Raw genomic sequence first — 14,362 nt, 5'->3', positions numbered from 1 at the left:
GTAAAGGTAGACAATGGCAAAAATTAGCGACAACAAGGCGACTTCAGTTGGCCGCAAGAACCTCGCAGCGGCGGACCGCCAACAGCAGATGGTCGACCGGGCGATTGCACTGTTTGCTCAGAAAGGCTTTGCCTTGACCACCCGCGAACTCGCCAAAGGCCTGCAAGTCACCCAGCCGTTGCTCTACCGGTATTTCCCCAGCAAACAACTTTTAATCGAACAGGTGTATCAGCAAGTCTTCATGAATCGCTGGGATCCTGAGTGGGAGCCTCGACTGAAGGATCGAACCGTGCCTCTCAAGGAGCGGTTGATTGAGTACTTCATCGACTACAGCCAGGCGATTCTGAGCAGTGAATGGGTGCGTATCTTCCTGTATGCCGGCTTGCAGGACCCGTCCTTGAACCAGCGCTACCTCAAGCGCCTGCATGAGCACATTTTCCTGGTCATCAATGACGAAATACGTCATCAGAATCACGTTACCGCCCTGCCCTCCGAGCACGAGCTGGAACTTCAGATCGAAGTGCTGTGGGGTTTCCACAGCAGCTTCTTTTACCTCGGAGTGCGAAAGTGGGTTTATCAGATGCCAGTCCCAGAAAACCTGCCTGAGCTGATTACCCGCCGGGTGGATGCCTTTCTGGACGGTGCCTTGTCCCGCGACTCGGTGCCAACGCATTAGCACCGAGCTTGCACAGGCTCGCTCAGTGCGGTACTGCCAGCAGGTCCGGGCGGTACCCTCCCCTCATGCGGAAATAGCCCCACAGGCTGGCGAACGCAATGACCAGTGATGCGGGCAACAGGGCAACCAGCATCAAGGCGCTGGCCGTGTTGTACTGATCCATCAGCGTACCTATCGTCGGGACGGCGACCATCACTGATAGCATTCCCGCCCCGCCCATCAGATTGAGCAGCAGCGCACCACCTCTGGGCAGCAACTCGCTGGTGACTGCGAGCATGGTCGGCCAGAAGAATGTCTTGCCTACGCCAAATGCAGTGACGCAAAGCAGCGCCGCGACGGCCGTCAGGCTACCCTGCATTTCGCTGTGTCCTGACAGCCCAAGCCCAAGTAAACCGACCAGCGCCAACAGCGCACTGCCACTAAGCACTGCAAACGGTGAATAGCGCGCAAAGAGCCAGCCCGCAGCGTACTGCCTGAGGACGAACATCAAGCCTGCGGTGTACACCAACAGCAAGATACTGTTGCTGCCCAGTTGCGGTAACAGGTCGACCATGATCTTGGCGAACCATTGATCCGGGGCGAGTTCAGTTGCAGCGGTCACCCACATCAGTGCCATCAGCACAATGAACAGCGGCCGTTTGATCTGGGCGAACATGTCTCGACTGCTCACCCTGGCGCTGACCCGCTCAGTGCTGGGGTATTGCAGTGAGATGATCAGCGCCAGGTAGCCGAGCGTTGGCAGCGCCACCACCGCCAGCTTGACCTGCCAGCTCAAGCCCAACAACCCCAGCACCCAGGCAGCCAGGCCGCCAACAATCAGGCCCATGGGCCACCAGGCATGCAGCTTGGTTAGCATGCGGCGTTTATCCTGCTTGAACAGCGTCGCCACCAGTGGGTTGGTTACGCCCTCGACAATGCCCTGGGCGATACCGGTGAGTAGAAAACCGAAGTACAACACCGTGGTCCCGGAGGCCGCGAAAACATCATCGATCGGCTGGCCGCTGGTGTTGGCCGGTGCCAGGAGGATCAATGCAATCCCCAGCAGGTAGCCCAACCCCGAGAGGATGTGCAGCCGCTTCATGCCGACATAATCGACAATCAGGGCACACACGATAATGCCCAAGGTAAAGCCCCAGAATACCGATGAGATCGTCAAGCCGATCACCGCGTTGGACAACAGATAGTCGCTACTGATCGATTGCACTACATCCGCACGAATGGAGAAGATCATGGAAGTGACCAGCAACGACAAGCAGCTGGCGAAGAACAGTTTATTGGCCTGAATCATGATGCTGCCTCCTGCTCACTGGGGTTCTATTTCGGCGAACAGGTAGACCAGGCAAAAGCCATTCATGGGCATCACCGAGTTGGACCAAATCATCCGTGTATGCCGGGCTCGTTCAGCAAAGATCTCGACCAGGAGGTCGGAGGCACCATCCAGTGCCTTGGGGTGATCGTAGAAATCCTCAGCCACATTGAGTACACCCTCAAGCCGATAGATCTGGCGGATGCGGCTTAACTCCCCCACCGCATCCTTGAGTTGCGCAATCGCATTCAGTGCTGCCAGGCGACACGCCGCGTAACCTTGCGTCAAATTCAGGTCGCGTCCCAAGCTGCCACGGTATTTCAGGTCTCCATCAATCCAGGGAAACTGTCCGGAGGTCATCAGGGTATTGCCGACAATCGTCCAGGGTACATAGTTGCCTAAGGCCGGGGCCGGGGTTGGCAAGGTCAATCCGGCGGCTTGAAGACGCACTTCGGGGGTATTCGGAATGCTCATGGTGAGGTCCTTTACTGTTGTTATTCTCAAGCACGCCGACGGCGCGCCTGGACGCTATACCGAGGAAAACGCTGATGTTGCTCAGCCCAGCGGGGCAAGCCATGAGGCTAGGGCCTGCGGGTTTTTAGCCAGCCATCTGGCCGCTGCCTGGTCCGCACTTTGGCCATCGCGGTTAATCGCGTAATCGAGTTCGGCGACGATGGCGTTGCTCAGGCGAATGTTGTCGAGCACTTGAATCTGCGCGGCGCTGAAACGCTCCAGGCGGTCGACCCGCCCCAGCAGCACTGCGCGATCAACGCTGCCCAACAACCCCTTGGGGTCCTTGAGGTCGCGGATACGATGGCGAAAGTGCAGAAACTGTGGATGCCAGAGTGGAACCACTCCCCAGCGCCGCGCCTCGACCAGTTTTTCGAACGCGGCCACACAGGTTTCCTGAGTCCCGGTGTGAAAGCTGTAGCCCGCCGCGGCGAGACCGTAATCGTCCATCATCCGCAGCGAGAAGCGCGTGATACCGGCTCCCGGACCGATCCCGTGCAGTTCTTTGTGCATGCGCGCCAGGACCTCTGGCTTGAGCAGGTCCGCTACCGAATCGACCTCTGACACCGGGACATAGTCGGGCACGCCCCACAGCGCATAAGGGGCGTAGTGCAACCCCAGCTCTCGGGTCGCAACCCTCTCCTCAACACGGGCCTTGTATAAACCGTGGCTTGATGGAATCCAGGCCGAGGCGATCATGTCGATGGTCCCTTCACGCAGTTGCTCGAAGTTGGCCTCATGCAGTGCATAGGATCGCTCGACCATAAAACCCATGCGCTGCAATACCAGTGCAACCACACCAGCAGTCGCTCGATGAAAGGAAAGATCGGTTACACCGAGTCGTACCATTGCCTGGCTCCTCGTCAGGTTATTGCCACGGGCGAGCAGCGGCGCCAACAGCGCTGCACCACCCAGGGCATGAATGAACTTTCTGCGGTTGAGGCCGGCCATCAGCGTTTTTCCTGAGAGGAGTCGACAACAAGCTGTGGCATGGCCTGGCCAACGATCCGGCTACCGGGTACGTAGTCGAAGATCATCTCTACGGTGATGCCGTTGGGGTCTTCGAGAAACAACTGGTGCTCGCTGATCTCTGGAATGACCCGTTCACGAAAAGCGATGTTCAGCGATTGCAGGTGCGTCTGGACCTGTTCCAGCCCCTCGCAGCGCATTGATACATGATCGAGCGACCCTGAACCGTACCCCCCCTGCTTGTTGCCGAGGTAAGCCTGCAACTCGCCCGGGTCATTACTGACACTGGCGATGTGCAGCAGAGGATGGCCACCGGCATACATCCAGCACCCGGGGAACCGAAACCCTGGTCGTGGCCCAGGAGTCAGGCCGATGACCTGTTCGAAGAACTCGGCGGTTTCGGCCCACAGCGCGGTCCGAATGGTGAAATGGTCGAGCGTTAGCACTCCCATGATGTCTCCTGATATTCATTCTTGAGGCAGTGAATTTGAGGTGGCTGCGCGAACCTTGAAGCGGGACAAGGCGCAATTAATTATCTATCGATAACTAAATTAAGCCCATAAATTATCAATTGATAATTTTTATGGATTGCAGGGAAACTCTGGATCGACCGCTATCGGGTCTCCGGCTCAGCGAGGGCCGCCTGGCGAGTCGGCAGACGGAAAATCGTGATCGGCCACTGGATTCGCTCAACGCCGTCGTTGAACAGACTGACCCGATCCATTTGCGCCGCCGGCAACCAGAGGGTGCCGTGCGCATCAAGAAATGGTGCATCCACCCAATGCAGTCGTTGATCGACTATCAAGGTGTCGATGCGCCCATCGGGGCGACGGACCCGTATCGCGTCATGCGCCAGATCGGAGAAAAACAGATTGCCCTCGCTGTCCATGACCGTGCCGCCGGTGGGAGGCAGGTCGGCGAACGGCTCAACACGACGGGCGAGTTGTTCCGGGGTCAACTGGGGGGCTATCAGATCGTGAATACGGACCTTGGACCAAGGGCCCTGAAGCGGCCCGAAATACAACCACTGGCCATCCAGGCTGACCTCCAGCGGGTCGGCATTGACACGCAGTGGCGCTCCCCCGGGAGCCTTGACCTGCTGGCCACTGAGCACGATATCCCGATCGTTCCCGGCACTCACCGCGGGGTGTCCATCCAGCACCCGTCTGGCGTTGCCAGTCTGAAGATCGAGGACAACGATACCCGCGTTGCCGGCATCGGTCAGGAAGGCATAGCCGCCTTGAAATCGAACGTCATCGATGTAGCTGCCTGGCCGGGCGATCTCGGCAGGCAATGGATAGGAACGCACTACACGTTTTTCCACCAGGTCGAACGCGACGAGCTTGGCCCCGCCTGGTATCGGATTGCCGGCAAACTCCGCAGCACCAGTGTCCACGACCCATAGCACCGACTTTTCAAGACGCAGGGCGTTGATGTTGACGAACGCTTGGCGTGCATCCTTTCCGGGTGCCCAGGCATTCCAGGCCGCATCAGGAAACGCCGCGCGCCGTCCCTGCGTATCGACAACGGTCAACTGCGGTCCCTGCGTACCGGTCCAACGGGGGCCGGCCAGGTAGGTTTGACCGTCGAAACGGGCCAGCGCGTTCCAGATTTGCTCCCGGCTTTGCAGTACGGCCTCCAAAACCGCGGGCTTGTCTTGCGGGTTTGCACAGCCCGCCAGCGCCGCGGCGATTATCAGCCCACAGCAGCATGAACGTGCGGCCCTCAGTGTGGGCTTCCAGTGGACCAGCGCAGAGTCGGCGCTGCGGGCAAAGTTGATAAGGCGAATGACGGGCATAGTGGGGCTCTTGATGTGAGTTGAGGCGGGAGCGGTCAGCGCAAGTGATCACCTGGAGCGCTGGCACTCCACCGTCGGTCAAGGATTGGGGCGATCCTGCTTCCACCATTCCATGGGGCTTGGGCATCTGCGTCGGTCCCAAGCAGGGTGCGCGCCTTGGACGCGGAACACGCTGATCTACGGAACCGCTGCCGGGCGAGCGAGACGCTTCCCCGGCAGGCAGGACAAGCCTTGGAAAGGTGCCGCTGAGCTAAGGCGAGACTTGCTCAAGAAAGATCAATTGCAGAGGTTCATCGAGCAAGTCGCCGGCGATGGCTGCAAAGGCAAGGAAGTGCTGCGTGGCGAAATGCGCATCGAGTGCGGCCTGATCCTGGAAGGCCTCACGCATGTAGAACGTTCCACGCTGGTCGCGCAGTTCAAACAGCACGTAGTCAAGGTTCCCCGGTTCCGCTCGTGTCGGTTCCACCAGCGCCAACAGGCCCATTTTCAATGCGTGCTCCTGCCCTGCCTGGGCTTTGAGCACGGCAATCGAAACCAACGGTTTAGTCGACGTATCCATTGCACTTCTCCACACATTCGAATTGTCTAATTCATCAGCCAGGCGCTGGCCGCCCGCACTCAGAGCACAGTAAACAGGGCTTGCGCAGGCAATCGGGATTTGGGCAAGGCGGCATTGAAGTCCTCGCTACTGTGGTAGCCAAGGCTCACCACCACCAGGCTGGTGAAACCACGCTCACGCAGCCCCAACTCGCTGTCCAGGAGCTTGCTGTCAAAACCTTCCATGGGCGTTGCATCAATCCCCAACGAGGCGGCGCCCAGCAATAACGTCCCCAGCGCGAGATAGGTTTGCTTCTCCATCCAGTGCTGCAGATCTTTTTGATCAAAGCGATGCAGATCGATAAAGCCGCGTCGTCCGCGCTCCTGCCCGGCACGTGCCTCGGCATTGTGGAAACGCCCATCCATGGCCTCTTGAGCCAGTAGCGCCTGCAGATACTCCTCCGGCAGGTGAGTGCGTGTGCAGAAGACAATGACGTGAGACGCGTTGAGGATCTTCGGCTGGTTGAAGCTGAACGGCCCCTGCGTACTGTGGGCAATCCGCGCCCGGCTCTCATCGCTTTCGGCGATCACGAAATGCCAGGGCTGGGAATTGACCGAAGACGGACTGTTGCGCAATTGCTCGAGCAGCAACTCCAGCGTTTGCTTGGGAATCTTGCGGTCGGCATCAAAGACTTTCGTGGTGAAACGGCGCTTGGCGATAGAAACGAGATCCATGATTGAGCTCCTGATCTGAAGAGTGAAACGCTGAGGTTCTAGGCTGCAGGCAATCAGCGGGTAGGCGCCGGGGCTGCGTCTATTTTCAGACGCATCAGGCTGTAAGGTTTTTGCCGCTGATCTTGCCCAAAGCGGAACGCCGCCTGACGATGCAATTGGTTCGCGGTGAAATACAGATAACCGTCGGGTCCGATGGACAAGGTGTCCGGCCAGAGCAGGCGCGGGTCGTGCACCAGCGTTTGCCATTGGCCATCCGGCAGGCGTTTGCGAATCGAGTTGTGCTCATAGTCACCGGCATAGATTGCCCCGGCGGCATCAGCCTCAAGGCCGTCGGATGCGCCCTTCTCACCCAGATCCTGCACGGCCGCCGCCAGTTGTTGCTCACTGACATTGGGGTCGCGCAGCAACAGGGTGGAAATCGAGTACAGGTGCCGGCTCGACAAGGGTGTGAAGTACAGCGTCTTGCCGTCCGCCGACAGCGCGATGCCGTCCGACGCCACGCCCAGTGGCTTGCGCTTGCGGTCCGCTGCTTCGACCGTGACCGGCAGGCCTTCGACCACCGGCACGAAACTCGGATCGACCGAAGTCGCCGGCGCACCGCTCAAGCGGCGCATCGCACGGCCACTGGCAATATCCATGACAATGATCGCGCCCGGCCCTCGCAGCGACGAGTCGGTGAGGTAAACCGTGCCTTGCGAACCGCTGCGAAAGTCAAAACGCATGTCGTTGACGTAGGTACTGGGCAATATCACGTCGTCCGGAAACACCAGGCGTTTGACCACCTGGTTGCTGGCCAGGTCCACCGCGACCAGCTTCGCGCCTTTGGGCTTGGGTTCGGCAAAACCTGGCGCAGCCGTGTCAAGTAACCAGACGCGGCCCTGACCATCGGCTACCACGCTTTGCACGCTGATCAGACCATCACTCGGGTCGTTGGGCGTTTCCTGATTGATCGCCGCGTTCGGATAAGCCACGACTTTGCCGTTGCGTATCTCGCCCACAGTGAACGGCACCTCATCGCCCCAACGCGGGAAGTTGACGAAAATTCGTCCGGTCTCGGTCACGGTCACGCCAGTGGGCATCGCGTCGTAGAACGCATGCACCTGTTCGAGCTTACCGAAGGGTCTGTCGGCCGGTGCATCGGCCGGCAGCGCGACAGCCGTTATGGCCTGGGCAAACGGCACGACAAACAGGGTGGCCGATAGGATGGCCAACATGCCGGGGACTTTTTTCATGTGCATGACGTGCTCCTGATGGATTCGCTAACGCGCCATCTCAATGTTCGGCAGGGAGGATCAGAAGCCTTCGAGTACGATCTTGCCTTGGGCTTTGCCACTCTCGACAAGTGCATGGGCGCGCCGCATATTCGCCGCATTGATAACACCGAAGTGCTGGCCTACGGTGGTTTGCAACACGCCAAGATCAACCAGCTCAGAAACGCGGTTGAGCAGATGATGCTGGTTGATCATGTCCGGGGTTTCATACAGCGAGCGGGTGAACATCAGTTCCCAATGCAACGACAAGGACTTTCTCTTGAGGGGCATCACATCCAAGCTTTCTGGATCATCAATCACCCCCAGACGCCCTTGCGGACGAAGCACCTCAATCAACTGCGGGAAATGCTGTTCGGTATGGGTCAGGCTGGCGACGTAACCAACCTGCGCAATGCCAAGCGCTTGCAGCTGGGCAGCCAACGGCTGGTGGTGATCGATCACGTGATGCGCGCCCAACTGGCGAACCCAATCAGCGGTCTGCGGACGTGAAGCGGTGCCAATCACGGTAAGGCGGGTCAACTGACGGGCCAGCTGCACCAGCATCGAGCCTACGCCACCGGCCGCACCGGTGATCAACAGGCACTCGCCCTCCCCCGAGCCCTCTGCAACGCCGAGCCGGTCAAACAGCAATTCCCAAGCAGTAATCGACGTCAAGGGCAACGCTGCCGCCTGCGCAGCACTTAACGAGCGCGGCTTGATCCCGACGATTCGCTCATCAACCAGGTGGAACTCGCTGTAGCTACCCGTACGGGCAATTGAGCCTGCATAAAAGACTTCATCGCCGGGTTGAAACAACGTCACGTTCGAGCCAACCTCGCGGACGATGGCTGCTGCATCCCAGCCGAGGATTTTCGGTTCTTTGGTGAAGGTGCCGGCGCGCACTTTGGTATCGACCGGATTGACTGAAACAGCACGGACTTCAACCAACAGATCCCGTGGACCAGGAACCGGGATGGCGATGTCGATATCCTGCAACGATTGCGGGTTTTCAATGGGCAAGGCGTGTTGGGTAAACGTGATGGCTTTCATGGAAACTCACTGTCTGAAGGGCTGGTGCACTCACTTGCAGCCATCTTCGATGTCCCGTGCTCAAAGAAAAACCTGCAGAATGCGCCAACACTTTCATCCCTGGAGTGAAAATGGTCCGTATCGACGACCTTGGGTTGTTTACCCGCAGTGCCGCACTGGGCAGTTTCACTGCGGCGGCGCTGGAGGCTGATCTGCTGCCTGGCCAGGTAGCGGCAGCGATCAAGCGCCTGGAGCGAGAGCTGGACGTTCGCTTGTTCGCACGTACCACCCGCAGCCTTCGACTGACAGCCGAGGGTGAGCAGTATTTGCCCACCGCCCACGCCGTGCTGGAAGCCTTGAGGCAAGGTAAAGAAAACCTGCGCGGTGAAAACGCGCCGCTTCAGGGGGTGCTGCAAGTATCAGCACCCTCTGATTTGGGGCGTAACATTGTGCTCCCCTGGCTCTCGACATTCCGACGTCAGCATCCGCAACTGACGTTGCGTTTTGTGCTGTCTGACCAGATGGCCGACCTATTTCGCGACCCGGTGGACGTGGCCATTCGCTACGGCTCGAATGAAGATGCCAACTATGTGGCCCTGCCTTTAGCGCCGAGGAATCGAAAAGTGCTGGTGGCTTCAGAGGAGTATCTGCAACGGCACGGGTACCCGAAAACACCGAGTGACCTGACCCACCACCTCTGCTTGCTCTACCAGCAAAATGGCCGAGTCTACGATAAGTGGTGTCTGGGCAAGCAGACCATACAAGTCAGTGGCCAGCTGTTCAGCGACGACGCCGATATAGTCCGCCGCTGGGCAGTGGCAGGAGAAGGCATTGCCTACAAATCCTGGCTGGATGTCAGTGGTGATGTAGCCGCAAGGCGGCTCGTCCTGCTGCTGCCTGACTATCCTGGCGAGTCTTCACCACTGAGCCTGGTCTGCCCGCACCGCAAGCAGATTTCCCCAGCCGTGACTCAGCTATACACCTGGTTGATCAACCAGTTTTCGACTCTGGAGCAAGCCTGATTGCACGTTGAGGCATGGCCCGCACGAGACCGCACCGGGCGCTGGCACTGTAGGTCCCGAGAGCAACTGGCTGGACCAGCATTCGGCCTGGCGATATTCAGCCCAGCCGCTGACCGAGCGTTGCCAAGTCTGCTCTGCGCCACGGGATCGTCCCGCTTCAGCACAAGCGCTTCAGCCCGGGTTCGCTAGCGCACGGCAGGCTTTTGCAACTGCCGTCCGCTTTCGTGCAGGGCTTTCTACTATGGGCGGGGTCCTGCGGTTACCGGCAAGGTGGCCTTCGCCAGGGTGTTGGCGTAGATCACAAAGCGGGCATAGGCCGCCGTTGCATCAGGAGGAATGTCGAGCTTGTCGCTGTTGAGTGCGTGTACGGTGTAAACGTAGTTGTGCTCGCGACCAGGTGGCGGGCAGGCCCCCACGTAGCCTGGCTTACCCACATCGGTATTGTGTTCTACGGCCCCCGGGGGAATCTTGCCTGCCTCGATCCGAGAGGTTGCGGCGGGAATATCGTAGACCACCCAATGCCAGAAACCGCTGCCTGTAGGCGCGTCCTTGTCGTAGTAAGTGACTGCAAAGCTCCTGGTGCCTGCCGGCGCATTTGCCCAAGCCAAGGCAGGGGAAATGCCTGCCCCGGTGCAGCCGAAGGCATTGCCGTACTGTGCGGCGGTGAGCGCACTATCGGCCTTGAATTCGGGGCTGCTCAGAGTGAAGTCCGCGGCCTGCACAGCGAGCGCCAATGTTGCGCTCATGGCGGCGATGATGGGGGCAACCTTACGATCAAAACGATGCTTCATGGCGGTGCTCCTCAAGCGTTGCTGCCTGACTGAAAGGGCTTGAAGCCCTTTCATTGACCGGCTGATGGATGGGTCTGAGAGTCAGGCGTTGTAAGCCGTGTAATCGGTGTACCCGCGGGCATCGCCACCAAACAGTAGTTGCGGGTCGAGTTCGGCCAGCGGCAACTGTTGCGCATAACGCGCGGGCAGATCGGGGTTGGCCACGAAGGGACGACCAAAGGCCACCAGGTCAGCCAGCCCCTGATTGAGGATGTGTTCTGCGCGCGCCACATCGTATTTACCGGCAACAATCACTGTGCCCTGATAAACCTGGCGCAACTCATGGCGGAAGGCTTCTGGAATCTGCGGGGCATCGTCCCAGTCCGCATCGGACAGATGAATGTAGGCCAGGCCGATATCGTCAAGCTTCTTCGCCAGGTGCAGGATCGTGGGAATGATTTGCGGACAGTTCATGTTGCGCTGGGTGATGAAGGGGGCCAGCCGGATGCCCGTGCAGTCCACTCCTACCTCGCTAGCGACGGCGGCGACCACTTCTTCAACGAAGCGGCAGCGTTTAGCCATGCTGCCACCGTATTCGTCGCTGCGGTGGTTGGATGTGGTGCGCAGGAACTGGTCGAGCAGGTAGCCGTTGCCAGCGTGGATCTCAACGCCGTCGAAGCCGGCACGCATGGCGTTGGCGGCAGCACGACGGAAGTCCTCAATGACCGCACGAATGTCTTCAGTGGTCATCTCGCGTGGCATCGGGCAGTCGACCATGCGCCCGACGCCGTCATCACCCACCACCCAGACCTGCGCTTCAGGCGACAGTGCCGATGGTGCCACCGGCCGACCATCGACCTGGAAGCTGGCGTGTGACATGCGCCCCACATGCCAGAGTTGCAGCACGATGCGGCCACCGGCGGCATGCACCGCATCGGTGACCAGGCGCCAACCGTCCACCTGGGCATTGCTGTAAATGCCCGGTGTAAAGCTGTAGCCCTGGCCCTGGGGGGAAATTTGCGTGGCTTCGCTGATGATCAGGCTCGCGCTAGCACGCTGGGCGTAATACTGGGCCATCAGCTCGTTGGGGACGTTACCGGGTTGGCTGGTGCGGCTGCGAGTCATCGGTGCCATGACCAGGCGGCTGGGAAGCTGCATTGGGCCTAGTTGCAGGGGTTGAAACAGTGCAGAAGTGGACATCATGAAACTCCTTGAACAAAGGCAGTGAACTGATTGCAGGGTTAGGAATCTGAGCGATCGGATGAGGTTTGAGCGGCACCGTAGGCCCGCTCATCCGGCGCACTGGGCCCGACCAGCAAGTCGCTGAAGTCATACGCAGTTCTGTGGATCGGCCCCTTCGGGGCAGGTGCAACGCTACTGATGAGCAGTCTCCAGAAGCGGCGGATGAATATTCACCTCATCGAACGGTTTGAAAAACCGTCGAACACTTGAAGGTATATTCAGCAAAAATTTGCATATGCGGCGTCAAGCAGCGGGCGCCTTGACCGCAGCACCCGGCGCACCGCGCTCGGCCAGCACAATCAGAGCCAAGCCCATCAAGGGCACGATGGCGGCAAGGTAAGGCACCATTGGAGCGCCGATGTCTGCATGGTCCACTGCGTAGCCGCCGATGATCCCGCCCAGGGCATTGGCAATATTGAAGGCCGAGATGTTGGCCGTGGCAGCCAGTTCCTGGGCGCTTCCGGCATGGCGCATGACGCGCATCTGCATCGGCGGCACATTGGCGAATGCGGCGATGCCAAACAGCACGGATGCGCCGACAAAGGTCCAGATATGGGCAGTGGAGAGCCCCACGACCATCAGCGCGATAACCATCGCCAGAACACCACCAAACAGCGCCCTGTGCAGATTCGCATCGGCGGCGCGACCACCGATTGCGTTGCCCACAACCAGCCCCGCTCCCACCGCCACCAGCAACCCCGTCACGCCCGGAACCGAAAGACCTACGGCATATTGCGCCACCGGCGAAATGTATCCGTAGAAGGTCATGAAGCCGGTCCAGCCGAACACCGTGATGGCCAGGCTCAACCACAGCTGAGCGTTGCGAAAAGCCCCCAGTTGGCTGGCGATTGATTCGACCTTCTCGGTGACGATGTGTGGTACCAACGCGGCGATGGCCGCTATCGCGCCGACGCCCAACAGGGCGACAGCCCAGAAGGTGGCAGACCAGCCATAGGCATTGCCGATCCAGGCCCCGGCAGGCACGCCAAGCACGTTGGCCAGCGTCAGGCCAGCAAACATCTGCCCCACGGCGCGCCCCGCCATCCCCTCAGGCACCATGCGTGTCGCGACGACAGCGCCGATCCCATAAAACGGACCTTGCGCCAGGCCAGTGATGACCCGACTCACCAGCAGTACGTTGTAATCGTTGGTCAAGGCGGACACGAGGTTGCCAATGGTGAACAGCACCATCAGGCCGATCAGTACCCGCTTGCGATCAAAGCGGGCCAGATAGATGGTCAAGATCGGACCACCAATCACGATGGCCAGGGCATAGGCAGTGATCAGATTGCCGGCCGCCCCGTCGCTGACACCCAGCGATTTGGCGACCTGGAGCAAGATGCCGGCAATCACGAATTCGGCGGTGCCGATGGCGAATGCCGAAAGGGTCAGAACCCACACGGCCAGAGGCATGGGAGAAGAGGAACGGTCTGCAAGGTTAGGCATGGTGGGTAATCCGCTTGATGGAGTCGATGAAAATCATCATCCAGCAACGGAATCATTTGAAAAACTGGCTTTAGCCAGAATAGATATTCAAATAATATTTGAATATCTGGCCCTTCAGAGCACTCCGCATACCCATGAAAGCCCTACAGGATCTAGATATCTTTGTTCGCACTGTAGACACCGGAAGCCTGTCTGCTACTGCCCGGGCACTGGATCTGACACCCGCAGCCGCCAGTGCCGCGCTCAAACGACTGGAGGCAGAACTGGGGGTGCAACTCTTCGTGCGCTCCACTCGCAGTCTGCGCCTCACTGAACAGGGCGAGCGCTTCCTGGAGGAGTGCCGTCCGGCCTTGCAGGCACTGCAGCAGGCGGCCCAGCAAGTGAGTGTGGGCGATCAGGCGCTGCGCGGCGTACTGAAACTGGCTGCGCCGTCAGATTTTGGACGCAATCTATTACTGCCTTGGCTCAACGAGTTTCAGGATCAGCATCCCCAGGTCGATATCCGCCTGCAATTGTCCGATCGCATGGCCAATGTCTACAGTGAGCCGGTGGACGCGGCATTTCGCTATGGCAAACCACCGGACTCCGCTCTAGTGGCGCTACCGCTGATGCCCACCCATAGCCGGGTTCTTTGTGCGTCACCCGCTTATCTGGCCAAGCATGGTGAACCGATGACCCCGCATGAACTGGCCGAGCACAACTGCCTGTGCTTTATGCTCGGTGAAAACGTGCGTGACAGGTGGCGCTTTTCTTACAGGAATGACCCGGATATCACTGTGCGCGTCAGAAGCGTGAATGTATCCAACGATGGTGATGCCGTTCGCCTTTGGGCGCTGCTCGGTAAGGGCATCGCCTACAAAGCACGTTTAGACGTGGCTGAGGACTTGGCCCAGGGGCGGCTTCGGGCATTGTGTACCGATTGGAGCACCGAGGCGGCGCCACTGTTCATGGTGCTGCCCAGCCGGCGTCAACTGACTCCTCTGATGCGTCACCTGCGCGACTTTATCAGCTCCCGCACCAAAGACTTGGATTGCACGGCGTCAATTGACCGGTGATGTTTGCTTGCCTGGGG

Annotated in this window: 15 protein-coding genes; 3 read left to right on the top strand and 12 right to left on the bottom strand. The window is 59.4% G+C overall.

The features are described 5' to 3' along the window. Positions 1-13 precede the first annotated feature (13 nt). Positions 14-676: a TetR/AcrR family transcriptional regulator gene (locus ACZ5BO_RS17865; protein WP_464695941.1), complete on the top strand. Its 663-nt coding sequence runs from the start codon at positions 14-16 to the stop codon at positions 674-676. Between the two features lie 22 nt (positions 677-698). On the opposite strand, the gene ACZ5BO_RS17860 is transcribed toward ACZ5BO_RS17865, so the two are convergent. The 9 genes from ACZ5BO_RS17860 to ACZ5BO_RS17820 all read right to left on the bottom strand — a co-directional run bounded on the left by ACZ5BO_RS17860 (position 699) and on the right by ACZ5BO_RS17820 (position 8,831). After that, positions 699-1,964, bottom strand: coding sequence for an MFS transporter (locus ACZ5BO_RS17860; protein ID WP_464695940.1), 1,266 nt, complete (start codon positions 1,962-1,964; stop codon positions 699-701). A 15-nt stretch (positions 1,965-1,979) separates the two neighbouring features. After that, entirely contained in the window at positions 1,980-2,456 is a 477-nt protein-coding gene (locus ACZ5BO_RS17855) for an Atu1372/SO_1960 family protein (protein WP_464695939.1), read from the bottom strand. Positions 2,457-2,537: 81 nt separating this feature from the next. After that, positions 2,538-3,443 (bottom strand): glycine betaine ABC transporter substrate-binding protein, encoded by a 906-nt coding sequence (locus ACZ5BO_RS17850; protein WP_464695938.1) that lies wholly within the window; start codon positions 3,441-3,443, stop codon positions 2,538-2,540. Continuing rightward, complete coding sequence (locus tag ACZ5BO_RS17845; protein WP_464695937.1) at positions 3,443-3,913, bottom strand: VOC family protein; 471 nt, start codon at positions 3,911-3,913, stop codon at positions 3,443-3,445. The genes ACZ5BO_RS17850 and ACZ5BO_RS17845 overlap by 1 nt, the downstream gene beginning before the upstream one ends. 161 nt (positions 3,914-4,074) lie before the next feature. Continuing rightward, on the bottom strand, positions 4,075-5,259 hold the full coding sequence (locus ACZ5BO_RS17840) for an L-dopachrome tautomerase-related protein (protein WP_464695935.1): 1,185 nt from the start codon (positions 5,257-5,259) through the stop codon (positions 4,075-4,077). Positions 5,260-5,509: 250 nt separating this feature from the next. Then, positions 5,510-5,818: a putative quinol monooxygenase gene (locus tag ACZ5BO_RS17835; protein WP_464695934.1), complete on the bottom strand. Its 309-nt coding sequence runs from the start codon at positions 5,816-5,818 to the stop codon at positions 5,510-5,512. Between the two features lie 59 nt (positions 5,819-5,877). After that, positions 5,878-6,531 (bottom strand): oxygen-insensitive NAD(P)H nitroreductase, encoded by a 654-nt coding sequence (nfsB, locus tag ACZ5BO_RS17830; protein WP_464695933.1) that lies wholly within the window; start codon positions 6,529-6,531, stop codon positions 5,878-5,880. A gap of 53 nt (positions 6,532-6,584) precedes the next feature. Then, positions 6,585-7,769 (bottom strand): L-dopachrome tautomerase-related protein, encoded by a 1,185-nt coding sequence (locus ACZ5BO_RS17825; protein ID WP_464695932.1) that lies wholly within the window; start codon positions 7,767-7,769, stop codon positions 6,585-6,587. A gap of 54 nt (positions 7,770-7,823) precedes the next feature. Then, positions 7,824-8,831, bottom strand: coding sequence for a zinc-binding alcohol dehydrogenase family protein (locus tag ACZ5BO_RS17820; protein ID WP_464695931.1), 1,008 nt, complete (start codon positions 8,829-8,831; stop codon positions 7,824-7,826). 110 nt (positions 8,832-8,941) lie between these two features. Between ACZ5BO_RS17820 and ACZ5BO_RS17815 the strand changes: the two genes are divergently transcribed. Beyond that, entirely contained in the window at positions 8,942-9,832 is an 891-nt protein-coding gene (locus ACZ5BO_RS17815) for a LysR family transcriptional regulator (protein ID WP_464695930.1), read from the top strand. Positions 9,833-10,071: 239 nt separating this feature from the next. Here ACZ5BO_RS17815 and ACZ5BO_RS17810 read toward each other — a convergent pair whose 3' ends face one another. The 3 genes from ACZ5BO_RS17810 to ACZ5BO_RS17800 all read right to left on the bottom strand — a co-directional run bounded on the left by ACZ5BO_RS17810 (position 10,072) and on the right by ACZ5BO_RS17800 (position 13,290). Next, positions 10,072-10,623 (bottom strand): YbhB/YbcL family Raf kinase inhibitor-like protein, encoded by a 552-nt coding sequence (locus ACZ5BO_RS17810; RefSeq protein ID WP_464695929.1) that lies wholly within the window; start codon positions 10,621-10,623, stop codon positions 10,072-10,074. Between the two features lie 81 nt (positions 10,624-10,704). After that, a complete protein-coding gene (locus ACZ5BO_RS17805; RefSeq protein ID WP_464695928.1) occupies positions 10,705-11,802 on the bottom strand; it encodes an alkene reductase in 1,098 nt (365 codons plus the stop codon). Between the two features lie 285 nt (positions 11,803-12,087). Beyond that, positions 12,088-13,290 carry an MFS transporter gene (locus tag ACZ5BO_RS17800; RefSeq protein WP_464695927.1) on the bottom strand — a complete coding sequence of 401 codons (1,203 nt, stop codon included), beginning with the start codon at positions 13,288-13,290 and terminating at the stop codon, positions 12,088-12,090. Between the two features lie 134 nt (positions 13,291-13,424). Here ACZ5BO_RS17800 and ACZ5BO_RS17795 point away from each other — a divergent pair, with 134 nt between their 5' ends. Beyond that, a complete protein-coding gene (locus ACZ5BO_RS17795) occupies positions 13,425-14,345 on the top strand; it encodes a LysR family transcriptional regulator (RefSeq protein WP_464695926.1) in 921 nt (306 codons plus the stop codon). Positions 14,346-14,362 lie beyond the last annotated feature (17 nt).

The sequence above is a fragment of the Pseudomonas sp. FFPRI_1 genome (assembly GCF_055384485.1).
This window is presented reverse-complemented; position numbering and strand designations above follow the sequence as displayed.